The sequence below is a fragment of the Cellulosimicrobium sp. SH8 genome, assembly GCF_025818875.1.
Taxonomy (GTDB): domain Bacteria; phylum Actinomycetota; class Actinomycetes; order Actinomycetales; family Cellulomonadaceae; genus Cellulosimicrobium; species Cellulosimicrobium cellulans_D.
Map to the genome: position 1 here is coordinate 100,888 of NZ_JAMXMH010000011.1, position 23,270 is coordinate 124,157.

17 protein-coding genes are annotated in these 23,270 nt (G+C 75.1%); 11 read left to right on the forward strand and 6 right to left on the reverse strand.

The features are described 5' to 3' along the window. Positions 1–25: 25 nt before the first annotated feature. The 4 genes from NF338_RS15840 to NF338_RS15855 all read right to left on the reverse strand — a co-directional run bounded on the left by NF338_RS15840 (position 26) and on the right by NF338_RS15855 (position 7,837). Complete coding sequence (locus tag NF338_RS15840) at positions 26–2,224, reverse strand: adenylyl cyclase (protein ID WP_264031658.1); 2,199 nt, start codon at positions 2,222–2,224, stop codon at positions 26–28. Positions 2,225–2,626: 402 nt separating this feature from the next. Then, the gene (locus tag NF338_RS15845) at positions 2,627–4,306 is read right to left on the reverse strand and encodes a DNA repair helicase XPB (RefSeq protein ID WP_264031659.1); all 1,680 of its coding nucleotides are present in this window, start codon (positions 4,304–4,306) and stop codon (positions 2,627–2,629) included. Between the two features lie 63 nt (positions 4,307–4,369). After that, on the reverse strand, positions 4,370–6,847 hold the full coding sequence (locus NF338_RS15850) for a helicase-associated domain-containing protein (protein ID WP_264031660.1): 2,478 nt from the start codon (positions 6,845–6,847) through the stop codon (positions 4,370–4,372). A gap of 51 nt (positions 6,848–6,898) precedes the next feature. Next, a complete protein-coding gene (locus tag NF338_RS15855; RefSeq protein WP_264031661.1) occupies positions 6,899–7,837 on the reverse strand; it encodes an NAD-dependent epimerase/dehydratase family protein in 939 nt (312 codons plus the stop codon). Between the two features lie 120 nt (positions 7,838–7,957). On the opposite strand from NF338_RS15855, the gene NF338_RS15860 reads away from it, so the two are divergent. The 4 genes from NF338_RS15860 to NF338_RS15875 are packed head-to-tail and all read left to right on the forward strand — an operon-like array spanning position 7,958 to position 13,232. Next, a complete protein-coding gene (locus NF338_RS15860; protein WP_264031662.1) occupies positions 7,958–8,707 on the forward strand; it encodes a TetR/AcrR family transcriptional regulator in 750 nt (249 codons plus the stop codon). A 40-nt stretch (positions 8,708–8,747) separates the two neighbouring features. Then, complete coding sequence (locus tag NF338_RS15865; protein WP_087469799.1) at positions 8,748–9,131, forward strand: cold-shock protein; 384 nt, start codon at positions 8,748–8,750, stop codon at positions 9,129–9,131. A gap of 1 nt (position 9,132) precedes the next feature. Beyond that, the gene (locus tag NF338_RS15870; protein ID WP_264031663.1) at positions 9,133–10,098 is read left to right on the forward strand and encodes a DUF3027 domain-containing protein; all 966 of its coding nucleotides are present in this window, start codon (positions 9,133–9,135) and stop codon (positions 10,096–10,098) included. Then, the gene (locus tag NF338_RS15875; RefSeq protein ID WP_264031664.1) at positions 10,095–13,232 is read left to right on the forward strand and encodes a sacsin N-terminal ATP-binding-like domain-containing protein; all 3,138 of its coding nucleotides are present in this window, start codon (positions 10,095–10,097) and stop codon (positions 13,230–13,232) included. The genes NF338_RS15870 and NF338_RS15875 overlap by 4 nt, the downstream gene beginning before the upstream one ends. Here NF338_RS15875 and NF338_RS15880 read toward each other — a convergent pair. Beyond that, the gene (locus NF338_RS15880; protein ID WP_087469796.1) at positions 13,208–13,471 is read right to left on the reverse strand and encodes a DUF2530 domain-containing protein; all 264 of its coding nucleotides are present in this window, start codon (positions 13,469–13,471) and stop codon (positions 13,208–13,210) included. The genes NF338_RS15875 and NF338_RS15880 overlap by 25 nt on opposite strands. Positions 13,472–13,918: 447 nt before the next feature. Here NF338_RS15880 and NF338_RS15885 point away from each other — a divergent pair, with 447 nt between their 5' ends. The 6 genes from NF338_RS15885 (at position 13,919) to NF338_RS15910 (ending at position 21,037) form a co-directional block, all read left to right on the forward strand. After that, positions 13,919–15,433, forward strand: coding sequence for a sugar transferase (locus tag NF338_RS15885; RefSeq protein ID WP_264031665.1), 1,515 nt, complete (start codon positions 13,919–13,921; stop codon positions 15,431–15,433). Between the two features lie 39 nt (positions 15,434–15,472). Next, positions 15,473–16,219, forward strand: a complete 747-nt coding sequence (locus tag NF338_RS15890; protein ID WP_264031666.1) for a hypothetical protein — start codon at positions 15,473–15,475, stop codon at positions 16,217–16,219. An 85-nt stretch (positions 16,220–16,304) separates the two neighbouring features. Beyond that, a complete protein-coding gene (locus tag NF338_RS15895) occupies positions 16,305–17,780 on the forward strand; it encodes an NCS2 family permease (protein WP_264031667.1) in 1,476 nt (491 codons plus the stop codon). Between the two features lie 9 nt (positions 17,781–17,789). Next, complete coding sequence (manA, locus tag NF338_RS15900; protein ID WP_264031668.1) at positions 17,790–19,151, forward strand: mannose-6-phosphate isomerase, class I; 1,362 nt, start codon at positions 17,790–17,792, stop codon at positions 19,149–19,151. An 84-nt stretch (positions 19,152–19,235) separates the two neighbouring features. Next, complete coding sequence (locus NF338_RS15905; protein WP_264031669.1) at positions 19,236–19,694, forward strand: MarR family winged helix-turn-helix transcriptional regulator; 459 nt, start codon at positions 19,236–19,238, stop codon at positions 19,692–19,694. Next, positions 19,691–21,037, forward strand: coding sequence for an MFS transporter (locus tag NF338_RS15910; RefSeq protein WP_264031671.1), 1,347 nt, complete (start codon positions 19,691–19,693; stop codon positions 21,035–21,037). Before NF338_RS15905 ends, NF338_RS15910 begins: the two co-directional genes overlap by 4 nt. A gap of 97 nt (positions 21,038–21,134) precedes the next feature. Here the strand turns inward: NF338_RS15910 and serC are convergent, their stop codons facing one another. Beyond that, positions 21,135–22,277 (reverse strand): phosphoserine transaminase, encoded by a 1,143-nt coding sequence (gene serC, locus NF338_RS15915; protein WP_264031672.1) that lies wholly within the window; start codon positions 22,275–22,277, stop codon positions 21,135–21,137. Positions 22,278–22,520: 243 nt separating this feature from the next. On the opposite strand from serC, the gene NF338_RS15920 reads away from it, so the two are divergent. Continuing rightward, the gene (locus NF338_RS15920) at positions 22,521–23,231 is read left to right on the forward strand and encodes a metal-dependent transcriptional regulator (protein WP_264031673.1); all 711 of its coding nucleotides are present in this window, start codon (positions 22,521–22,523) and stop codon (positions 23,229–23,231) included. Positions 23,232–23,270 lie beyond the last annotated feature (39 nt).

Consider the following 23,270-nt stretch of genomic DNA (forward strand, 5'->3'; position numbering starts at 1 on the left):
CCTCGCGCTCAGGAGTCACTGTCGGTCAGCCGCACGTCAGCGCCGCGTACGGCGCGCTGACCTCGCTCGTGACCCCTCCGGCGACCGCGCTGACGACGGCGTCGCCCGCCGCCACCGAGGCGGCGCGCACCGCGAACGACTGGTAGGCGTTCGCGCCCGGGGCGACGCTCGCGACGGTGCGCGACCCGAACGGCGTCGAGAGCGTCACCGCGAGGGGCTCCTCGCCCCCGTTGGTCGCCCGGACCGCGACGTACGCCTTGCCCGCGAGGCAGCGCGTCGTGGCCTCGACCGTGACGTCCGCCTCCGCGGGGAGGTCCGTCGGGTAGGCGACGACCTGCGGGGACGCGAACGAGCCGACGGCAGGCGCGCCCGTGTCGTTGACGACGTGGTCGATGCCGCCCGAGCCGTTGAGGAAGACGCTCGTCATCGACCGGAACGTCACGCCCGCGCGGACCGGCGTCTGGACGCCGCTCGCGACGCGCACGTCGACGCCCTGGTTGAAGAACGAGTACACGCCCAGCCCGACGGCGTCGTGCCGCCGGACGTGGTCGCCCACCCGGTACGACGCGAACCCCTTGCGGTCGCCGTCCATGAACGCGGCCTGGCTCGGCACGTCGTAGGGGATCTCGCTCTGGTAGAAGACCGTGCGGCCGCGCTCGCCGTTCCAGATCGTCTGGTTCTTCTGGTAGTGCTCGACGAACAGGCCCGTGGCGGTCACGTCGTCGCCGTTCACGACGACGCCGTGGTCACCGGTGTTCTGGTCCCACCCGATGCCGGCGCCGTGGTCGCCGCGCCAGGCCCAGATGTGGTCCATGAGCACGTGGTCGCTGTTGACCTCGATGCTCGTCGTCGCCTTGCCGACCCACGGTCCGCCGACGCGGACGAACACGTCGGTGAGCGTGGTCGGGTCGGCGGCGTCCGCCACGTGCGCGTCCGCCGGACCGACGCGCACGAGGACGTCCGACTCGACCGGGCCGGCGTCGACCGTGATGCCCGCGACCTTCACGCCCGCGACGTCGCCGATCTCCAGCGCCGCGGTGCCCGACGTCGGGGCGAGGGACGCGTAGCCGAGGCCCAGCACGACCGTGTCGGGGTTCTCGACCTGGATCGCCTCGTCGAGGTGGTAGACGCCGGGCGTGAGCAGGAGGTTCTTGCCGGTCGCGAGGGCCGCGTTGATCTCCGCCGCCGAGTCGCCCTCGTGGGCGACGAAGAAGCTGTCGAGGGACAGCTTCTGGCCCGCGTCCGCGTCGGTCGACCAGTCGACGCCGCGCGTCTCGGTCCGCGCGTTCGGCACGAACACGGCGAGGTCCTCGCCGTCGCGGAAGAGGAACGGCGCCTCCCGGCTCAGCGGGGTGGTGTCGAGCGTCGTCTTGTTGCCGGTCGTGCCGTCGGGCTGGGGACCGAAGTCCGTGGCGGGGGCGCCCTCGACGCCCGAGAAGACCATGTTCCACACGCCGCCGTCCCAGGTGCCGACCTCGGAGTTGCGCGTGTACCACTGCTGCTGCGAGCCGGTCACGAGGCGACCCGAGACGCGCGAGTTGGCCAGGTAGCCACCGCTCGCGTACTCGCCGAAGCGCCCGAACACCGTGAGGTCGCCCTGGATGTCGACGCGACGCAGCGGCGCGGCCTGCGAGACGGCGAAGCGCAGCTGGTGCGGGTCGGTGATCCCCGCCGGGAACGGGCGGTTCACGTCCTCGTCGACCGGGCGCTGGATCGGGTTGATCGCGACGTTGCTCAGCGAGCGCCAGAAGCGCGTGAGCGAGCCCGGGTCCTGGCAGCTCCACGGGTTGTTCGGGCAGCTCACGACCGGCTGCACGCTCAGCGCGCCGTTGATGAGCACGTCGTCCGGCTGCGCGCCCAGGCCGGCGATCGCGGTGTAGTAGCCGACCTCGGCGTTGACGATGCCCGTCGCCGTCGCCGGGTCGTTCGCGCCGGACGCGTCGCCGTAGACGCCGGGCTCGAAGAACACGGCGTGCCGGTCCTGGCTGAACTCCGCCTCGTCGTTGATCGACGCGAGATAGGTGTTGATCTGGTCCACCGACCACGAGTCGTCGATGAAGACCACGTTGGGTCCGAGGTCGGGGTCGGTGGCCGGGGCGGCCGTCGCAGGCGCGCCGAGCGCCACGCCCGTGGCGGCCACGGCGAGCGCCGCCACGCCTGCGCCGGCGGCGCGGGCACGACGGGCCCGCACGCCTGCGCCGGGGATGGTCGTCGAGAGGGTCACGGTGGGTGTTCTCCTTCGAACGGGGGGTCGGCGCAGCGCACCGACGCCGGCGCGACGTCGCGCCGATGCGGGGAGCCTAGAGCACAACTGACTGTCTTGTCAGTAACTGGCTGGGAGCGCTCTCACATCGTGGGACGAACCTTGTGAGTGCAGGAAGATGTCGCCCCGAACCGGTTCGAGACGACAGATTCCACGCACTCGACGGGGAGCGGTCACTGCACGACGCCCAGGTCCTCGCACTCTCGGTCAGACTGGGCGTCGTTCCGTGCCGGGCGGGCACCTTGCTTCGCTGCGGTCCCACCCGTCACTGCACGACGCCCAGGTCCTCGTGTCCTCGGTCGGACTGGGCGGCGCTCCGTGCCGGGCGGGTGCCGCGCTCCTGCGTCGCGGGGCCCCCACCCGTCACTGCACGACGCCCAGGTCCTCCGCGTCGACGATGCGGTAGGCGTACCCCTGCTCCGCCAGGAAACGCTGGCGGTGGGCGGCGAAGTCCTGGTCGACCGTGTCGCGCGCGACGACGGCGTAGAAGTGCGCGGTGCGGCCGTCGGACTTGGGGCGCATGACGCGGCCGAGGCGCTGAGCCTCCTCCTGGCGCGACCCGAACGACCCGGAGACCTGGATCGCGACGGACGCCTCGGGCAGGTCGATGGAGAAGTTGGCGACCTTCGACACGACGAGCCGCGAGATCTCGCCCGAGCGGAACGCGTCGAACAGGCGCTGGCGCTCGCGGACCGTCGTCGCGCCCGTGATGAGCGGCGCGTCGAGGTGCTGCGACAGCTCCTCGAGCTGGTCGAGGTACTGGCCGATCACGAGCACCTGGTCGTCCGGGTGCTGCGCGACGATCTGCTCCACGACCCGGTTCTTGCCCGCGGCGGTCGCGGCGAGCCGGTACTTGTCCTCCGGCTCGGCGACGGCGTACGTCATGCGGTCGGACTCGGGCAGCGTGAGGCGCACCTCGACGCAGTCGGCGGGCGCGATGTACCCCTGCGCCTCGATGTCCTTCCACGGGGCGTCGTACCGCTTGGGCCCGATGAGCGAGAACACCTCGTCCTCGCGGCCGTCCTCGCGCACGAGCGTCGCGGTGAGCCCGAGCCGGCGGCGCGCCTGCAGGTCCGCCGTCATGCGGAAGATCGGCGCCGGCAGCAGGTGGACCTCGTCGTACACGACGAGGCCCCAGTCGCGGGCGTCGAGCAGCTCGAGGTGCGTGTACACGCCCTTCCGCTTGGTCGTCAGCACCTGGTAGGTCGCGATCGTGACGGGCTTGATCTCCTTGCGCGCGCCGGAGTACTCGCCGATCTCGTCCTCGGTCAGGGTCGTGCGCCGCACGAGCTCGTCGCGCCACTGCCGCGCGCTCACCGTGTTCGTCACGAGGATGAGCGTCGTCGTCCCGGACTTCGCCATCGCGCCCGCGCCGACGATCGTCTTGCCCGCGCCGCACGGCAGCACGACGACGCCGCTGCCGCCGTGCCAGAACCCGTCCACGGCCTGGGCCTGGTACGGGCGCATCTCCCAGGGCTTCGGCTCCTCGCCCTCGACGCGCGGCGGCGTCGTCGGGCTGAGCGCGATGGCGTGCTTCTCGCCGTCGACGTACCCCGCGAGGTCCTCGGCGGGCCAGCCGAGCTTGACCAGGACCTGCTTGAGGTGGCCGCGCTCGGACGGGTGCACGACGACCATGAGGTCGTCGATGCGCTCGCCCACCAGGCCGGCCGTGCGCTTGGACTTGAGGACCTCGGCGAGCACGGCGCGGTCCGTCGCCTCGAGCACGAGGCCGTGCGTCGGGTGCTGCGCGAGCGTGAGCCGCCCGTAGCGCGACATCGTCTCCGCGACGTCGACGAGCAGCGCGTGCGGAACGGGGTAGCGCGAGTACTCGATGAGCGTGTTGACGACCTGCTCGGCGTCGTGGCCCGCGGCGCGCGCGTTCCACAGCCCGAGCGGCGTGAGCCGGTAGGTGTGGACGTGCTCGGGGGCGCGCTCGAGCTCGGCGAACGGCGCGATCGCGCGCCGCGCGTCGTCGGCACGCGGGTGGTCGACCTCGAGCAGCAGCGACTTGTCGCTCTGGACGATGAGGGGTCCGTCGGTCATGTGTCTCCTTGCCGAGGTAGAACCGTGGTGCCGCGGGGTAGAGGCGTGGTCGTGACCACGGCTCTACCTCGGCGGGGCGTCCGGGGTGACGGAGGCGATGCGGTGGACCGCGACCGTGAGCTCGGCGTCGCGCGCCGGGTCCTGCGCGCGCAGCCGTCCCGCGTCGAGGGTGAGGGGTCGGACGCGGCGGCGGTCCTGCCCTCCGGTCGGCCCCACCACCTCGAGCCAGACCATCGCCCCGTCCGCGATGGCCTCGCGCAGCAGACCCAACGCGGCCACCGGGTCGGATGTTCCCTCCCCGAGGTCGTACCCGCTGGACCCGCTGGACCCGCTGTGCCCGTTCGTGCCCGACGACGCCCGGTCGCCCTCGCTCGACGCGCTGCGTTCACCGGTGGCCCGGCCCGTGCTGCCGTCGGCCTGCGCGGCGGCGCGGGAGTCGGCGGCGCGCAGCCGCGCCACGAGGTCCGCGAAGCGCGCTTCCCCCCGGTCGGGACCAGAACCGGGTTCGTCGACGCGCGCACCGGACCCCGGGACGACTCCCGTCCGCGCCCGACCGCGCCGGCCCGCGGCGGCGAGCCGTCCGCGCCGGGGCGGTGCGACGTCGTCGGGCCCGCCCCGCCGCGCCGCCCGGTCCGCGACGAGCATGCGCCCGTCCGGGCCCTCCACGACGGCCGGGACGCCGCGCGCGCGCAGCGCCTCCTGCAGCTCCCCGGCGGGTGCCGAGGACGCGAGGACCGTGGGCGCGAGGAGCACGAGGCCCAGCCCGCGCAGGGCCGGGTCCTCCGCGATCCCCGCGAGCAGCACCGGGTCCTCGGCGCGCACGTACGACGACGCCGTCCCCACACGGACCCGACCGTGGCGGCGGGCCGTGTCCCGCACCAGGTACTCCAGCGGCTGGGGCACGGGCGTGCGCGAGTGTGCCGCGAGGTCGCCCAGGAGGTCGTCGGCCGTCGCGCCCCGGTCGAGCGCGCGCAGGACGGAGTCCGGGGTGAACCGCACCGTCGTCGCGGCGCCCCGCGACTCGACGTCCGCCGCGACCTCCACGAGGCGTTCGAGCGTGCGCGACGGCCGCCCCGGCACGATGCCCGTGAGGTCTCCCTGGAGCAGCAGGTCGTCGACCTCGGCCGGGAGCACCGCCTCGAAGGCGGCGCCGAGGTCGGCCGGCCCGGTCCCGGACGGCGACGCCGCGTCGTCGGCCCCGAGGAGGACCTGGCCCGGGGGAGCGAGCGCGCCTGCCCCCGTCACCCCGAGCAGCGCGGCCTCGCGCAGCAGCCCCGCCACGGCCTGCTCCGGTGGCACCGCCCGCGGCGTGCGCCACCGCAGGACGGCGACGACGTCGGCCGCGGCGAGCGGGCGCCCGGGAGCGAGGTCGAGGACGTCCAGGACGGAGCGGCGGAGCCGGGGCACCCACGGGCGCCACAGCTCCGGGTCGAGCGCGGCGCGCAGGGCCCCCTTCTCGTCGCGGCTGCCCACGAGCCACGGGGTGCGGCGCGAACGCCACCAGCCGCGGGCGAGCGTCGCCCACCGGTCGCCCAGGTCGTCGTCGAGCCAGTCCTCCGCCGCGAGGGTCGGGGCGAACGTGGGCGGGTCGTCGCCGTCGTCGGCCACGAGCCCGGCCGCCGCCGCCAGCTCGACGACCGCGGCCGCCGTCGGGTCGTCCACCTCGAGCGCGACGGCGGCCCGCCGCAGGTCGCGCACCCCGAGCCCGCCCGCGCGCAGCACGCCCGGCGGGTGCTCGGTCCAGTGCGTCACGAGCCGCGCCACGAGCCGCACCGCCTCCAGCCCGGCGCTCGCGGACTCCGCGTCGACCGTCGCCGACGGGAGCTCGCGGACGTCGGGGACGGGCGGCGCCGTCCGGACGTCGCGGTGGGTGCGGCCCCCGCGCAGGGCGAGCCCGACCTCGCGCGGCAGCACCACGTGGCGCTCGTCGGTCGCGCGCAGGTAGCCGTGGCCCACGAGCCAGTCCGTCGCACGCCGGGCCGACGGGTCCGACCGGGGAGCGACGCCGACGGGCGGTCCCCACGTCAACGCGTCGAGGATGGCCCGGGCGCCCGGCGGCGCGTCGTCGGGCAGGTCGGACGGCGGGCCGGCGGCCGGCGCGCGCGGCGCGGTCGCGACCGGGCCCAGGCCGGCGGGGTGCGGACCCAGGACCTCGGCGAGACCCGGCGCCGGGCGGGACCCGGCCGACCGCGCGCCCGGCGTCCACACGAGCGCGAGCTCGTCGAGGAGGGCGAGCGCCGCGGTGACGCGGGGCCGGTCGACGCCCGTGGCGCGGTCGACCGCCGCCGCCGTCGCGGAGGACCCCACGGAGTCGAGGACCAGCACCGCCTCCAGGACGTGGAGCGTGAGCTCGTCCAGCCCTGCGAGCGCCCGTTCCAGGCTCGTTCGGTTCATCGCGCGCGCGGCGAGCGAGAGGAGTGTCGAGGGCGACGGCGTCGCGAGGTCGGGCCGCCGCCGGAGCAGCGCGACCAGGGCGGCGTCGTCGCGCTGGCGCAGCGACTCGCTGTACGTCGGAGCCCGCTCGGGCCGGGAGGTGGCCATCCGTTCGATGTTACGCGCCGCGCGGCCACGGCCCGCGGACGGTCCGGGCGCTCAGCCGCGAGCGGTGCGCCGGCAGACCTCGTCCCAGGGCGTCGGCTCGATCCCGAAGCGGGCGCGCGCCGCCGTGTCGTCGAGCACGTAGGGGCGGTCCCACTGGTAGGCGAGGTCGCGCAGCTCGCGCAGCAGCGGCGAGAAGAGTCCGGCGACGGCGAGGCCGGCGCCGCGCAGCGAGCGGACCCGGACGGGCGGGTGGCCGGCGCTCGCGAGGACGTCGGTGAGTGCCTCGCGCTGGGTGCGTGGCGGGTTGCTCGGCGTGTGCCACGTGCGGCCGTGCGCGCCGGGGTCGGCCGCCGCCGCGACGAGCGTGCGGGCGGCGTCCTGGACGTCGGTGAACGAGTGCGGCAGGTCGGTGCGCCCGATCATGGTCACGGCGCGCCCGCGCAGGGCGGCCGGGACGACGCGCGACACGTGGCCGTTGCTCCCGACCCCGGGGCCGACGAAGTCGGAGCTGCGCACCTCGACGACGCGCGCGCGACCGGCGCGGTGCGCGGCGAGCGCGTCGGCCCACAGCCGGGCGCGCAGGACGCCCTTGTGGTCGGTCGCGACGTCGGGCAGGTCCTCGGTCATCGGCCCGTCGACGGGGCCGTACGGGTAGAGGTTGCCCGTGATCGCGTAGACGGAGCCGGTGCGCTCGACGGCGGTGAGCATCGCCGTCGCGAGCGGCGGCCACACGCGCTCCCACTGCGTGTAGTCGCCGGGGTTGGCGCAGTTGTAGAGCACGTCGGCGCCCTCGGCGACGCGGGCGAGGGCGTCCGCGTCGGAGGCGTCGAGAGCGAGGTGCACGGCGCCCGCGACGCCGGTGTCCCGGCCGCTGCGGGTGACGACGGTGACGTGCGACCCGCGGGCCGCGAGCTCGGCGGCGACGTGCCGGCCGACGGGCCCGGCGCCGACGACGACGTGCCGGCCGGCCGAGGAGGGTGCGCTGGACATGGGATCTCCTTTCCGAGAGCAGTGCTCTCGCTTCGTCGAGGAGCATGGCACGAGCCGTCGGCTTGCGCAAGAGCGGTGCTCTCGTTTGTGGGCGGCGCTCTCGTCTGCGACCCTGACCTGATGACGGCCCCTCGCACGGCACGCGCCCTCGCGCGCGAGACCCTGACGCGCGACATCCTCGACGCCGCCCGCGCGCGCCTCGTGGCCGACGGTCCCGCCGCGCTCTCGCTGCGGGCCGTCGCGCGCGACGTCGGCATGGTGTCGTCCGCCGTCTACCGGTACTTCCCGAGCCGCGACGCGCTGCTCACCGCGCTCCTCGTCGAGTGCTACGACGAGCTCGGCGCCGCCGTCGAGGCCGCGGAGGCCGCCGTCGCGCGTGACGACCTGCCCGGCCGGTGGCTCGCCGCGTGCCGGGCGCTGCGGTCGTGGTGCGTCCGGCGCCCCGGCGACTTCGCCCTCCTCTACGGCACGCCCGTCCCGGGGTACGCGGCGCCGCAGGACACCGTCGAGCCCGCGACGCGCGTCGTGCGGACCCTCGTCCGGGTCGTCGCCGACTCCTGGGCGGACGGCGAGGGTCCCGCGCCCGCCCCGCCGTCGGCCGACGACGCGGACGCGCTCGTCGCCCCCGCCGTCGCGTACGTCGCGTCGCGCGGGCTCGTCGGCGCCGACGCCCCGGCGGAGGCCGTCGTGCGCACGCTCGTCGCGTGGACGACCCTCTTCGGCACGGTCTCCTTCGAGCTGTTCGGCCACCTCCACCGCACCGTCGCGGACTACGCGCGGTGGTTCGACGCCGTCGCCCTGCGCGTCGGCGCCGACGCCGGGGTCGTCCCGCGCGGGACGGATGCGGCCTTGCCGCCGTCCGGCCGGTAGCCTGGGGGTTCTGGTTCCTACGAGCACGAACGAGGTCCACGTGCCCACCGGCAAGGTCAAGTGGTTCGACACCGAACGCGGGTTCGGCTTCATCGCCAACGACGACGGCGGCGAGGTCTTCCTGCACGCCTCCGCGCTGCCCGCGGACGCCCCCGCGCCCAAGCCGGGCGCCCGGGTGGACTTCGGCGTCGCCGACGGGCGACGCGGCCCGCAGGCGCTCGCGGTCACGCTCCTCGACCCGGCGCCGTCCGTGGTCAAGGCGAAGCGCCGCTCTGCGGACGAGATGGCGGTCATCGTGGAGGACCTCATCAAGGAGCTCGACCGGATCCGCGACGGGCTCGGCAAGGGCCGCTACCCGGAGAAGGGCAAGGCCACGATGGTCGCCAAGGTCCTGCGCGTGGTCGCCGACGAGATCGAGGGCTGACATGGTCGCCGTGGCTGCCGCCGAGGAGCGTTCCCGGGGAGTGTCCGCGCGTGCCGCGCGGGACGCCGTGCTCACGGGCGCGGTCGAGCTCGCGCGCGCCGCGGCCCAGGAGGTCGCCGAGCGCCCCGAGGACGTCGGGGAGCACCTCGGCACCTTCGCGGAGGCGGACCGCCTCATCTCCCACCGGTTCGCGTGCACGATGCGCGGCTACCGCGGCTGGCACTGGACCGTCACCCTCGCGCGCGTGCCGCGCGGCCGGACGGCCACGGTGTGCGAGGTCGAGCTGCTGCCGGGCGACGGCGCGCTGCTCGCGCCGTCGTGGCTCCCGTGGTCCGAGCGCCTGCAGCCGGGCGACGTCGGGCCGGGCGACGTGCTCCCGTTCCGCGCCGACGACCCGCGCCTCGAGCCCGGCTACGTCCCCACCGGCGACGAGGAGCAGGACGCGGTCGCGATCGACGAGCTCGCCCTCGCGCGTGCCCGCGTGCTGTCCCCGCAGGGCCGTGACGAGGCCGCCGAGCGCTGGTACCGCGGCTCTCGCGGTCCGACGGCGCGCGGCGCCGTGGCCTCGGCCGCCGAGTGCGGGTCGTGCGGCTTCCTCGTCACGCTCCAGGGCAGCCTCGGCCAGGTGTTCGGCGTGTGCGCGAACGCGTGGTCGCCCGACGACGGCAAGGTCGTGAGCCTCGACCACGGCTGCGGCGCGCACTCGGAGACCGACGTCGAGCCGCACCGGAGCGACTGGCCCGACGCCGATCCGCTGGTCGACGAGCTGCACGTCGAGATCGTCTCGCTGCTCGAGTCCGTCGCCCCGGCGGCAGAGCCCGCCGAGGAGACGGTGGCGGAGCCGGAGGCCGACGCCGTGGCCCCCGAGCCGACGGCCGACGTCCCGGAGCCGGGAGCCGCGCTGGAGTCCCGGCCGGCCGACGCCCAGCCGGACACCGAGCCGGCGGCGGACGAGCCGCAGGAGTGACGGACGACGTCTTCGGGACGGCCGCGCTGCGCCGTGCGGTCCTGGAGGCGTGGCGGTCGTCGCCGACGCGTCTGCGCGAGGACGCGAACACCGAGGAGGACCACGCCCACGGGTCGTACCGGGGGCGGGTCGTCGTCGAGCTCGCGCAGAACGCCGCGGACGCCGCGGCCCGCGCCGGGGTCCCGGGGCGGCTGCGCCTGAGCCTGCACGCGCCGCCGGGCCCGGACGAGCCCTGGGTGCTGCGCGCGGCGAACACCGGCGAGCCGCTGGACTCCTCGGGCGTCGCGTCGCTCGTCGCGCTGCGCGCGTCCGCGACGGGGCGTAGTACGCGCGACGCCGACGGCCGGGCGTCCACGGTCGGCCGGTTCGGGGTCGGCTTCGCGGCCGTCCGCTCCGTCTCCGACCGGGTGCGGGTCGGGGCGGGGGAGAGCGCCGTCGAGCTGTCGCTCGCGCGCACGCGCGCCGCGCTCGACGACGTGGTCGCCGACCGTCCCGACCTCGCCGCCGAGGTGGCGCGCCGCGGCGACCGGCTCCCGGTGCTGCGCCTCCCGTTCCCGACCCGCGTCGAGGTGCCGGCGGGCTACGACACGGTCGTCGAGGTCGAGCTGCGCGACGCGGACGCGCTCGCCGCGGTCCGCGCGGAGCTCGCCGACGTGGGCGACCCGCTCCTGCTCGCGCTCCCTGCCCTCGCCGAGGTCGTCGTGGCCGGGGACGGCGTCGAGCAGCGCCGTGTCGCGGACGTCGCCGACCGGTGGACCGTCCTGCGGCGCGAGGGGTCGATCGACCCGGCGCTGCTCGCGGACCGCCCGATCGAGGAGCGCGCGACCACGCGGTGGGCGGTCACGTGGGCGCTGCCCCACGACGGTGCGCGCACCGACGTCCTGCACGCCCCGACCCCCACCGACGAGCGCCTCACGTTCCCCGCGCTGCTCCTGGCGTCGTTCCCGCTGGATCCCGCGCGCCGCCACGTCCCGCCCGGCCCGGTCACCGCGCACGTCGCGCGCGCGGCCGGGCGGGCGTACGCGGAGCTGCTCGCGGAGCTCGCGCACACGCGTGGCGCGGACGTGCTCGCCCTCGTCCCGACCGGGCTCCCGGCGAGCGCGGTCGACGCAGAGGTCCGTGCGGCGGCCGAGGCGGCGCTCGCCCGGACCCCGCTCCTCCCGCTCGACGCGCTGCCCGCGCGGGGTGCCGAGGAGCCGCTCGGGGTGGCCGACGACGAGGCCGGGGCGGCGGCCGACCGGCGAGCCCTGGTCGCGCCTGCCGAGGCGCGCGTGCTCGCGGGGGACGTGGGCGACGCGCGCGTCCGGGCCGAGCTCGGGGTCGCGCACCTCGTGGACGTCCCGGGTCCGCTCCGCGCGGTCGCGCGGTCGCTCGGGGCGCAGGTCGTGGACCTCGCGGACGTGGTGGACGACCTCCCGCTCGTCGCCGACCCGGCGCACTGGTGGGCCCTGTACGACGCTCTCGCGCCGCACGCCGGCGACCGGTCGGTGCTGGAGGCGCTGGGGGCGCTTCCCGTGCCGTTGCTCGGCGGGCAGGTCGTCCGTGGTGCGCGCGGGCTCCTCCTCCTGGACGCCGGGTCGGGCGAGCCGTCGGACGCCGGGGTGCTCGACGCGCGCGGCGCGGCCGCGCTCGGGCTGCGCGTGGTCGACCCGCGTGCCGCGCACCCGCTGCTCGAGCGCCTCGGGGCCCGGGTGACCGACCTGCGGACGGTGCTCTCCGACGCGGCGGTGCGCGAGCGCGTCCTCGCGGCGGCGGACGCGGCGGACGCGGGCGACGACCCGACGGCGGACGTGGAGCGGCTGCTCGCGCTGGTCGCGACCGCGGTGCGCGCGGCACCGGACCCGGCACGGGCGGGCCTGCCGTTCTGGTGGGGTGAGCTGCCCGTCCCGACGGCCGACGGCGACCGGTCGCCCGTGCGCGGCTGCGCGCTGCCCGGGACGTGGGCCGCGGACGCGCTCGGGACGCTCGACCTCGTCGATCCCGCGGTCGTCGACCGCTGGGGCGAGCCGGTGCTGCGCGCGGTGGGCGCGGCCGACGGGCTCGGGGTGCTGCGCGTGCGCGACGTGCTCACGCTCGCGTCGGCCGACGACGAGCCGGACCTGGACCCGCACGCGCCGGAGGGGTGGCTGTCCGACTGGGGCGGGTACCTCGCGTACCTCACGACGGCCCTCGGCCCCGAGGCGTACGTGGGCGACCTCCTCGCGGTCGCGGACCTCGACGCGGTCGCCGACGCGGCGTGGCCGGACGCGCTCGCGCGCCTCGCCGGCGACCCCGCCGCGCGGGAGGCGCTGCTCGCCCCGGTGCGGGCCGAGGGCGGACGGGCCGCCACGGCGCGCTCCTACACCGCGTGGTGGCTGCGCGAGGAGCTCGGCGGGGCGTTCGCGCTCGGTACGGGCCCCCGGTACGTCCCGTTCCTGCGCCCGGCCCCGCCGGAGGTGGCGGGGCTCGACGACGAGGCGCTGGCCGCGCTGGGTGGAGTGCGGGACCTCGCGGAGCTCGAGCCGGACGAGTGGGTCGAGCTGCTGGACGACCTGCCCGACGTCGGGGAGGCGGTCGACGCGAGGGCCGCGCTGACGCTCTGGCGTGCGCTCGGCGTCCTCGCGGCCCGGGGCGAGCGGCTGGACCCGCCGCCCGACCGGGTGCCCGCGCTGCGTGCCGGCGCCGTGGTCGTGGTCGGTGCGGACGACGTCGCCGTCGCCCCCGACCCGATGTGGTCACCCGTCCGGGCGGTCCTCCCGGCGCCGCCGGGGCTCCTGGCCGAGGTCGCCGACCTCCTGGACGTCCGGACCGTCCCGCGCACCGCTCCCGCCCCCGACGCCTCCGGCCGTCGTGGCGACGTCCCCGAGGCGGTGCGCGCGGTCCTCGACGGTCCGGTGCCTCGCACCTGGGAACGTCACGACGACCTGCGCGTCGGCGGGGTCGCGGTCTCGTGGTGGGTGGAACGCGGCGGGCGAGCGGACGCCGTCGTGCACGCGACCGGGCCGGCCGGGCTCGCGGCCGGGCTCGCGGTCGCGATGGGACGCCACGGCGCGCGGTTCGTGCTCGAGGAGGCGCTCCGCGACCCGGACGCGGCGCAGGACGCGCTCGCGCGGACGGCCTGGGACGACCCTCAGTCGTCCGACGACGCCCGGTAGCGGGTGCGGTTCCGGCGCTCCCACACGAGGCCGAGCAGGCCGAGGACGAGGCCGACGCCGCACGTCGCGACGGCGCGCGGGGCGATCGTGCCGGTCACGAGGAGGACCGTGCACACGACGAGCGCGACCGTCCAGAGGCCCATGCCGACGAGGATCACGACGCGCAGGTCGACCCGCCAGGGCCCGGGGTCGGGGCGGCGGCGGTCGGGGTGGAGCAGCAGCGTGACGAACGAGGGCACAGGGGCATCGTAGCCACCGCGCGGTTTTTCACCCGCGCCTGGGTGTCACACCCGTGACCTGCACCACATCTCCTTCTGGTGTGAACACACGTCGGGACCACTCGCAACGGCACGCTAGGATGCAGGCGCCGCGCTACGGCCCCCACAGATGGTCACTCGTCCAGGTGGATCTGGCCGGCGCGGGGCCGCGCATCGCTTCGGGACCTTCGTCCGATGTATCCGGACCTTCGGCAGAACATGGAACCTGGACACCCGTCCAATCTATTTCTCCGAGCGGCTGACGCGGCACCAGATCCGCAGGATCCTGCCCCTCAGGACGACTCCGACCACGATGGTGCGGAACGTCTTCTCACCCGGGTGAAACCCCCTGACAACCCTCGTTCCCGCAGTTTCTGAACCCTAGGATGAGTCGCCATGCAGGGTGTAGAACCGACCGGAGGTGGACGCATGTCCCACAGCGTCACCGAGGACGCCAGGCGGAGCCTGCGCACCCTTCTCGCCACGACTCCCGCGGCCCGGATCCGCGCCGCGCGCGCCGCGTTCGCCGCGCAGGGCTGGGAGGTCGCCTACCGGCGCCGGCTCCTGCTCACCGACACCGCCGTGATCGTCGTCGCCGTGCTCGTCGCCTACTTCCTGCGCTGGGACCAGTTCATCAACGAGCCCGTCCGCGAGACGCGCGTGCCGTACGTCGTGCTCAGCCTCCTCGTCGGCGTCGCCTGGTCCGTCTCGCTCGTCGCGAGCCGGACGCGCGACCCGCGCGTCATGGGGAGCGGCCCTACCGAGTACCACCGGGTCTTCGACGCGTCGTGGCGCCTCTTCGCCGTCCTCGCGGTGCTCGCGTTCCTGCTCCGCTTCCCCGAGGCGCGCGGGTACCTCGCGTTCGCGTTCCCGCTCGGTCTCGGCGGGCTGCTCCTCGGACGGTACGCGTGGCGCCAGTGGCTGCACGCCCAGCGGGCCCACGGGCGCATGCGCTCCGCGGTGCTCGCGATCGGCCACCGCGACCAGGCCGAGCGGCTCATCCGCGACCTCAACGGCCGCGACGAGTCGGGGTACCGCGTCGTGGGCGTGTGCGTCCCCTCGGGCGGGTTCGGGGCGGGCGAGGAGATCCGCGGCGTCCCGGTCCTCGGGGAGCTGCGGCACGCGGGCGAGGTCGCCACGCGCGTCGGCGCGGACGTCGTCGCCGTGTCGGGCTCGGACGCCATCACCGCCGAGGTCGTCCGGCGGCTGGGCTGGGAGCTCGAGCCGTACGGCGTCGACCTCATGCTCACGGCAGAGCTCGCGGACGTCGCCGGACCGCGCATCACCATCACGCCCGCGGAGAGCGTCTCGCTCCTGCACGTCGACGCGCCCCGCTTCACGGGCCCCAAGTTCGCCGTGAAGTCGGTCATCGACTGGACCGGCGCCGCGCTCATCACGCTCGCCGCGCTGCCGGTGCTCGTGCTCGTCGCGCTCGCCGTCCGGGTCACGAGCCGCGGCCCGGTGCTGTTCCGCCAGGAGCGCGTCGGCCGCAACGGTCGGACGTTCCCCATGTTCAAGTTCCGGTCGATGCGCTCCGGCGCCGACCGCGAGGTCCAGCACCTCGAGGAGCAGAACGACGGCGCCGGGCCGCTGTTCAAGATGCGCGACGACCCGCGCGTCACGCGCGTCGGTCGCGTGCTGCGCCGCTACTCGCTCGACGAGCTCCCGCAGCTCTTCAACGTGCTGCGCGGCGACATGAGCCTCGTCGGGCCGCGGCCGCCGCTGCCGCGCGAGGTCCAGAAGTACGAGAAGAAGGTGCGCCGTCGCCTCCTGGTCAAGCCCGGTCTCACGGGACTGTGGCAGGTCGGCGGCAGGTCGGACCTGTCGTGGGAGGAGAGCGTCCGCCTGGACGTCTACTACGTCGAGAACTGGACGATGTTCGGCGACTTCCTCATCCTCGCGCGCACGGCGCGCGCGGTGTTCTCCGGCTCCGGGGCCTACTGAGGCCGGCGGGGTGCAGGGTCGGGCGCGGGGAGGTGCGTCGTGCGGGTCTCGGTCTCGGGATGCGGTCGCCGCGGCGTCCTGCACGCGGCCTGCCTCGCCGCGGCGGGCCACGAGGTCGTGCTCCACGACACGGACCCTGGCGCCCTCGACGCGCTCCGCACGGGTCTGAGCCGCGCCGCTGAGCCGCGTCTCCACCGGCTCCTCGCGCTCGGCCTCGTGAGCGGCCGGCTGCGCCCCACGACGGACCGGACGGCGGTCGCCGGGGCGCGCGTGCACGTCCTGTGCGTCGGTGCCGGCCCGGACCCCGACCCCGACGGCGTCTCGCGCGTGGTGACGCTCCGCGACGCGCTCGACGACCTCGCCCCGCACCTCGGCCCCGGGGACCTGGTCGTCGGGCGCGCCCGCGTCCCGGCCGGGACCGCGGAGTGGCTCGCGGCGGGCCTCGTCGCCGACGGCGTCCGGGCGACCGTCGCGTGGGTGCCCGACGAGCACCGGACCGGGCACGCCGTCGTCGACCTCCTGCACCCGCCGCGGCTCGTCCACGGGGTCCCCGCGGGCCCGGCCGGGGAGCGGGCGGCCGCGATCCTCGACGCGCTCCACGCGGTGCAGCTCGCGACGGGCGCTCCCCGGACCGTCACCGACCTCGCGACGGCGGAGGGGCTCGGGCACGGCGCGGGCACCCCGCGTCTCGCGACCCTCGACGGACTCCGCGACGGCGGGCGCGACTCCGCCGACGTGGCGTCGAGCACACCCGTCGCGGCGCTCGCCGCTGTCGGCGCCGCCTGACGTGGGAGGACGCCCGCAGGGCACGATGCCGGACCGTGTCCCGCGTGTTACCGGGCGGTCACAGGGTTCTGGCAGCATTCTCACCATGTCCACACCCACCTCCGTCCACGAGGACGAGCAGGCGCCTGCCCCTGCGTCCGGCGCGATCGACCGCTTCTTCAAGATCACCGAGCGCGGCTCGACGATCGGCACCGAGATCCGTGGTGGTCTCGTCACGTTCTTCGCGATGGCCTACATCATCGTGCTGAACCCGCTGATCATCGGGACCGTCCAGGACGGCACGGGCCAGTTCCTCGGCGGGGGCGCCGAGCCCGACTTCGGCAAGATCGCCGCCGCGACCGCGCTCGTCGCGGGCGTCATGACGATCGCCATGGGCGTCTTCGCGAACTTCCCCCTCGGCCTCGCGGCCGGGCTGGGCCTCAACGCGGTCGTGGCGTACTCGATCGCCTCGCTGCCGGGGGTGACCTGGGCGGACGCGATGGGCCTCGTCGTCATCGAGGGCCTCATCATCCTGCTCCTCGTGCTCACCGGGTTCCGCGAGGCGGTCTTCCGCGCGGTCCCGGTCGAGCTGAAGACGGCCATCAGCGTGGGCATCGGCCTCTTCATCGCGCTCATCGGCCTCGTCAACGCGGGCTTCGTCACCGCGGGCAGCGGCACGCTCCTCGCCCTGGGCAACCTCGGCACGTGGCCGATCCTCGTGTTCGTCGTGGGCCTCGTGCTGACGATCGTGCTGTGGGTCCGCAAGGTCAAGGGCGCTCTGCTCGTCGCGATCCTCACGGCGACCGCGCTCGCCGTCGTGCTGGAGAACACGCTGCACATCGGCGCCAAGGCGCCTGACGGCTCCAACCCGAACGGCTTCAACCTCAACGCGCCCACGTTCGACGGCGTCGTCCAGGTCCCGGACTTCGGCCTCCTCGGCCAGTTCTCGCTCCTGGGCTCGTTCCAGAACATCGCGACCGTCACCGTGATCCTGCTGGTGTTCTCGCTCCTGCTCGCGGACTTCTTCGACACGATGGGCACCATGGTCGCCGTCGGCGCCGAGGCGCGGCTCAACGACGCCGACGGCGTCCCGCCGCGCTCGCGCGCGATCCTCGTGGTCGACTCGCTCGCCGCGGCCGCGGGCGGCGCGGGCTCCGTGTCGTCGAACACGAGCTTCGTCGAGTCCACGACCGGCGCGGGCGAGGGGGCGCGCACGGGTCTCGCCTCGGTCGTCACGGGCGTCGCGTTCCTGCTCGCGACGTTCCTGTCGCCGCTCGTCGCGCTCGTGCCCTACGAGGCCGCCGCACCGGCGCTGGTCTTCGTCGGGTTCCTCATGATGACCCAGATCGCCGGCATCTCCTGGAAGAACGTCGAGATCGCGATCCCGGCGTTCCTCACCATCATCGTCATGCCGTTCACCTACTCGATCGCGGACGGCATCGGCGCGGGCTTCCTCGCGTTCGTCGTCATCAAGCTCGCGCTCGGCAAGGTCCGGGCGATCCACCCGCTCATGTGGGTCGCGTCGGCGATGTTCCTCGTGTACTTCCTCCTCGGCCCGATCCGGGACGCCCTGGGCGTCTAGGCTCGGCCCATGACGAGCGCGGCGGACGAGCGGTCGGGAGAGGTGTCGGTCGACGACGCCGTCCCCGCCGGTCGTCCGCCCGCGTTCTACCGGCTGGACAACACGGTCCAGCCCTACGACTGGGGCTCGACGTCGGCGATCCAGGAGCTCCTGGGGGTGGACCCGGACGGTCGTCCGGCGGCCGAGCTCTGGATGGGCGCGCACCCGCTCGCACCGTCGCGCGTGGTGCCCGACGGCGAGGATCGCCCGGGTGGGGCACCGCGCCCGGGCGGGGCGGCAGCGTCGGGCTCGACGCTCGCCGACCTGGTGCGCGCGGACCCGGTGGGGGTGCTGGGCCAGCGCGTGCTCGACCAGTACGGTCCCCGGCTGCCGTTCCTCCTCAAGGTGCTCGCCGCCGAGCGCGCGCTCTCGCTGCAGGTCCACCCACGACCGCACCTCGCGCGCGCCGGGTTCAACCGCGAGAACCGGGAGGGCGTGGCGCGCGACTCGCCGCTGCGCAGCTTCCACGACGACCAGCACAAGCCCGAGATGGTCGTGGCGGTGTCGCGCTTCGAGGGCCTGTCGGGCTTCCGTCGGCCGACCCGCATCCTCGAGCTCCTCGACGGCCTCGACGGCGACCTCGTCGGGCGCATGCGGGCGGCCCTCGTCGCGCGCCCCACGGAAGCGGGCGTCCGCGCGGCGTTCACGCTGGCGCTGCACGCGCGGTCCGAGCCCGACGTCGCGGCGGACCTCGCGCGGACCGTCGCGTCGGTGCGGGCCCGGGCCGACGCTCCGGCCGGTCCCGGCGCCGCGGCGGCTCCCGGTGCCACCCGCCGCACGTCGCGGCGTGCCGACGCCACGGTGCTCGCGCTCGCCGAGCAGCACCCGGGCGACCCGGGCGCCGTCGTCTCCCTCATGCTCAACCGGGTCACGCTCGCGCCCGGGGAGTCGATGTTCGTGCCGTCCGGCCATGTCCACGCCTACCTGTCCGGCTGCGCGGTCGAGGTCATGGCGAGCTCGGACAACGTCCTGCGTGCCGGGCTCACGAGCAAGCTCGTCGACGTCGACGCGCTGCTCGAGTGCGCCACCTGCACGCCCGGTCCCGCGGCGCGCCCGCGGCTGGTCGACGACGGGTCCGGACTCGTCACCTACCGCCCGCCCGTCGCGGAGTTCGCGCTGCGGGCGGGTCGGATCACGGGTCCGGTGCCCCTGCCCGAGGCCGGTCCGCGCGTCGTCCTGTGCCTGGACGGTGCGGTGACGCTCGCCGCAGGCTCCGGCGCGCGCTCCGTCGAGCTCCGCCTGGCGCGCGGCGAGTCGGTCTTCGTCCCGCACGGGACGGGGCCGGTGGTCGCGCGCGGCGACGGCCGCGCCGTCGTCGCCTACGTGCCCTGACCAGGGCACGGACCTCTCGCCTCCGCCCGCGGGGGTGACGTGCGCCTCTTTCATTACTCTAGGTAATGAGTTAAGGTAACTATCATGCCTGCTGCGGACCCCACTGCCCCCTCCCGGAGCCAGTGCCGGCCCGCCACCCTCGGCGGCGAGCTCCGCGTGGCGCTCACGCGCATCTCGCGCCGTCTGCGCGCCCAGCGCGGCGAGGCCGACCTGCCCGAGGGTCGGTTCGGCGTCCTCACGGTGCTGCACAAGCACGGCGCCATGTCGCCGAGCGAGCTCGCCGAGCACGAGCGCGTCCGCCCGCCGTCGATGACCCGGGCCGTCAACGCCCTCGTCGAGATGGGGCTCGTGGAGAAGAGCGAGCACCCGAGCGACCGCCGTCAGGTCGTCGTGGGGCTCACCGACGCCGGCGTGCGCGAGGTCAAGGAGACCCGCCGCCGCCGGGACGCGTGGCTCACGCAGCAGCTGTCCTCCCTCACGCCCGACGAAAGAGAGACCTTGGCCCGCGCCAGTGAGCTGTTGACCCGGATCGCCGCCCGATGAGCGCGACGTTCTCCTCCCTGAAGTACTACAACTACCGCGTCTGGTTCGGCGCCGCGCTCGTCGCGAACGTCGGCACCTGGATGCAGCGCGTCGCGCAGGACTGGCTCGTCCTCACCGACCTGACCGACAACTCCGGCATCGCCGTCGGCGTCGTGACAGCGCTGCAGTTCGCGCCCGTGCTCGCCCTGTCCGCGTGGGCGGGCCTGCTCGCCGACCGGCTCCCGCGCCGCCGGCTCCTCATGGCCACGCAGGGCGCGATGGGTGTGCTCGCCCTCGGCCTCGGTGCCCTCGTCCTGTCCGGGCGCGTCGAGCTCTGGCACGTCTACGTGTTCGCCGGGCTCCTCGGCGTCGTCACCGCGTTCGACAACCCGGTGCGCCAGACGTTCGTCGCCGAGATGGTCCCCGCCGACAAGCTGTCCAACGCCGTCGGGCTCAACAGCGCGTCGTTCAACGCCGCGCGCCTCGTGGGGCCGGGCGTCGCCGGTCTGCTCATCGCGGCCGTCGGCTCGGGCTGGCTCTTCATCCTCAACGGCGTGACGTTCGGGGCGACGATCCTCGCGCTGATGTACATGCGCACGCGCGAGCTCCACGTCCTGCCCAGCGCACCCCGCGAGAAGGGGCAGATCCGCGAGGGCATCCGGTACGTGCGCCGGCGCACCGACATCATCGTCATCATGGTCGTCGTCGGCGTCGTGTCGACGTTCGGGCTCAACTTTCAGCTCACGTCCGCGATGATGGCCAAGGTCGAGTTCGGCAAGGGACCGGGGGAGTACGGGATCCTGGGGTCGATCCTCGCCATCGGGTCGTTGACCGGTGCCCTGCTCGCCGCGCGGCGCGAGCGGCCGCGCGTCCGGCTCGTCATCGGGTCCGCGTTCGGGTTCGCCGTCGCGACGGGCGTCATGGCCCTCATGCCCACGTACGCGAGCTACGCGCTCGCCTGCATCCCGGTGGGCCTCGCGTCGCTCACGATGATGACCGCCGCCAACTCCACGATCCAGATGTCCGTCGACCCGGTCATGCGGGGGCGGGTCATGTCGCTCTACATGATCGTGTTCCTCGGCGCGACGCCGGTCGGGTCGCCGCTCGTCGGCTGGATCGCCGAGGCCTGGGGCCCTCGCTGGGCCATCGGGGTCGGGTCGATCACCGCCGGCCTCGTCGCCGTGGGCGCGGCCGTGTGGGCGGTGCGCAACTGGCACCTCGAGGTCCGCTACCGCGTCCTCCAGCGCCCGCACCTCGTGGTGCGCTACCTCGACGCGGGCACCCCGACGGACCGCTCGGCCCGCGCCGAGACGAGCCGTCGCCTCGGGGTCGAGGACGCGGAGGAAGCGGCCCGCGCCGCCTGACGCCTCGGTCCCCCCGCCGCCGAACACGACCTGGGTGTCGCTATGACCTCCATAGCGACACCAAGGTCGTGTTCGACGCGGAGCAGGGTCGTGGTCGTCAGGCCAGGTGCGCGACGACGTGGTCGACGCACGCGGTGAGGGCGCGGACGTCATCGGGCTCGATCGCCGGGAACATCGCCACGCGGAGCTGGTTGCGGCCGAGCTTGCGGTAGGGGAAGACGTCGAGGATCCCGTTCGCGCGGAGCGCGGCCACGACGGCGGTCGCGTCGACCGCGTCGTCGAGGTCGATCGTGCCGACGACGGTGGAGCGCTGCGCCGGGTCGGTGACGAACGGCGTCGCCCACTCGCGCTCCTCGGCCCAGCCGTAGAGGTGGGTCGCCGACTCGGCCGACCGGGCCGCGGCCCAGGGGAGACCGCCGTTGCCGAGGATCCACTCGACCTGCTCCGCGAGCATGACGAGCGTGGCGATCGCGGGCGTGTTGAGCGTCTGGTCCAGGCGCGAGTTCGCCGCGGCCGTGCGTAGCGACAAGGACTCCGGCACCCAGCGCGTGCCGCTCGACTCGACCTCCTCCGACCGCGCGAGCGCGTCGGGCGAGCACAGCGCGAGCCACAGGCCGCCGTCAGACCCGAAGACCTTCTGCGGCGCGAAGTAGTAGACGTCGGTCTCGGCGACGTCCACGGGGAGCGCCCCCGCGCCCGAGGTGGCGTCGACGAGCGTGAGCGCGCCGCGCTCGCGCGACCCCTCGACGCGGCGGACCGGGGCCATGGCCCCGGTCGAGGTCTCGTTGTGCGGCCAGGCGTGCACGTCCACGTCGTCGGCCGGTTCGGGCAGCGCGACGGACCCGGCAGGGGCCGAGATCACCTGCGACGGCTCGAGGAACGGCGCCGACGTCGTCGCGGCGGCGAACTTCGCGCCGAACTCGCCGAACGCGGCGTGCTGCGCCTTGGTGCGCACGAGGCTCACCGTGGCGACGTCCCAGAACGTCGTGGAGCCACCGTTCCCGAGCACGACCTCGTAGCCCTCGGGCAGCGCGAAGAGCTCGGCGAGCCCCTCGCGCGTCCGGCGCACGACCGAGCGGACCGGTGCCTGGCGGTGGGACGTCCCGAGCAGGGACGCGCCGGCGTCGGACAGGGCGCGGACCTGGGCGGCGCGGACCTTGCTGGGCCCGGAGCCGAAGCGGCCGTCGGCCGGCAGCAGGTCCGAGGGGATCGTGATCGGGGCGTTCGCGGGATCGTGCACGCCGTCACACTACGCGCGTGGCTCACGGGCCGGGAGCGGTGTCCGCGGACGAGCGGCGACGGTCGCGGGTCGCGGCCGGGTGCCGGAGCATCCGGTACGGACCGGCACCACGGGTTCTCCCGCGCGGCCCCCGGGCCGGGTCACGGGCTCGCCATAGACTGTCCCCAGCGGCCCGCCGGTGCGGGCAGGCGCCCCGCGACGACGACCGGGCGCCCCGAGCCGACGAGCGACTGGGAGCGTGACGTGACCGATCTGATCGATACCACCGAGATGTATCTGAAGACGATCTACGAGCTCGTGGAAGAGGGCATCGTCCCGCTGCGCGCGCGCATCGCGGAGCGCCTCGGCCACTCGGGACCCACGGTGTCGCAGACGGTCGCGCGCATGGAGCGCGACGGTCTCGTGGTCGTCACGGGCGACCGCCACCTGGAGCTCACGTCCGTCGGCCACGACAAGGCCACGCGCGTCATGCGCAAGCACCGGCTCGCGGAGCGGCTGCTCACCGACGTGATCAAGCTCGACTGGGAGTACGTGCACACCGAGGCGTGCCGCTGGGAGCACGTCATGAGCGAGCTGGTCGAGGAGCGCCTGATCGGGTTGCTCGACCACCCGCACTTCGACCCGTACGGGAACCCGATCCCGGGCCTGCCGGAGCTGGGGGAGCAGTTCGAGGAGGTCGACTTCCTCGACGGTGTCGTCTCGCTGCCCGTGTTCCTCGCGGAGCACGGTCGGGACGGCGCGGAGGCGCGCGTCGTGCTGCAGCGGATCGCCGAGCCGATCCAGGTCGACGTCGAGCTGCTCTCGCGGCTTGCGGAGGCCGAGGTGCTGCCCCGCCGGACCCTCGTCGTGCGGTCGACGGGCGACGGCGGCGTGACCGTGCAGGGAGAGGGCGCGGAGGTCGTGCTGGACCTGCCCGACGACGTCGCGCGGCACCTCTTCGTCGCCCGGGGATAGCCCTCCGTTCACCCGCAAATGCACGCTGACCTGCGACGA